Raw genomic sequence first — 1250 nt, forward strand, 5'->3', positions numbered from 1 at the left:
CCTCAACATCCATACGCAAGCCAATCCTGCCGGCGAGTTGCGGGCCCAGGTGGTTTTCCCTCGCTAAACCTGAGAGGCGACTTCTCAGCCGCCTAGGCGGCGCGGAGCCCTGGGAGGGCACCTTTTATACCTGCTGGGCCGGGTGGACTGTCTCTTGCAGGGCCCCGCCGTCGGCAGGTTGTCTAAATAGCAGGGAAGTTGGCTGCCCAAGCCTCTGCCTGGGCGGCTCCTGTGCTCTAACTTTTGCGACCAGCGGAGGCGGTAGGGCTTGCCCGACGGGGATCCCTCTTTGGGGGGCGGCTCGGATCCGGGCCAAATTGGCTATCCTAGAGATGAGGGGGTTGGTCGATAACGGAGTTTCCCCATCGCGACACGTATCCCAAGTGAGATCCTCGACACCCCAAAGCCGAAGCTGGTGGGAGGCAACAATGGCTGACTACAACCGCGGCATTATGAGGTTCAAGGGGGCGGATAGCCCAATTGTGGTTCTGATCTCGGCCAGCATTGTGGCGGGGGTGGTCTCGGCCCTGATCTGGTGGGCGTTGCACTTCGCTTACGCGGCTTGAGATCCCAGGTTCCTTCTCGACGGACTGGAAGAGAGTCCGAGGTTGCGGTTGCTGGCGAGCAGTCGCTAGGTTGGAGCAGCGCAGTTTTGCAGCGCCTGCGGCAGTCCTTGCAGCGTTGGTACTGCCAGCAGGGTCGAGATCTGCCCTGGCGACGCACGCGGGATCCCTATGCCATTTGGGTGGCGGAGGTGATGCTGCAACAGACCCAGGTGGCAACCGTGATCCCCTACTTTCAGCGCTGGATGGAGGCTCTGCCCGGGATCCCAGAGTTGGCGACGGCTCCGCAGCAACAAGTGCTGAAACTGTGGGAAGGGCTGGGCTACTACCGGCGGGCGCTGAATCTGCACAGAGCTGCTCAAATCCTGATGCAGGAACACGGGGGCCAGTTTCCCAGGAATCTGGAGCAGGTGCTGGCGCTGCCGGGGATCGGGCGCACCACCGCTGGCGGCATTCTCAGCGCCGCCTTTGACCTGCCCCTGCCGATTTTGGAGGGCAACGTCAAGCGGGTGTTGGCCCGCCTGGTGGCTTTGCCCCAGCCGCCGGCCCGTTGTCTGCCCCTGTTGTGGCGGCTTTCGCAGCAGTTGCTGGATCCCGAGCAGCCGCGCACCTTTAACCAGGCCCTGATGGACTTGGGCGCGACCATCTGCCGGCCCCGGCAGCCTCGCTGTGGCCAATGTCCTTGGC

At 63.4% G+C, this 1250-nt stretch carries 2 protein-coding genes; both read left to right on the forward strand.

Annotation, left to right across the window (positions count from 1 at the left end; genetic code table 11):
* Positions 1 to 428 precede the first annotated feature (428 nt).
* Complete coding sequence (locus NW809_RS12645) at positions 429 to 566, forward strand: hypothetical protein (protein WP_041438154.1); 138 nt, start codon at positions 429 to 431, stop codon at positions 564 to 566.
* Positions 567 to 652: 86 nt separating this feature from the next.
* Positions 653 to 1250: A/G-specific adenine glycosylase (locus tag NW809_RS12650; protein WP_414402303.1), on the forward strand; the 598-nt coding region annotated here is incomplete at its 3' end.

The sequence above is a fragment of the Synechococcus sp. WC101 genome (assembly GCF_047461555.1).
Lineage (GTDB): Bacteria > Cyanobacteriota > Cyanobacteriia > Thermostichales > Thermostichaceae > Thermostichus.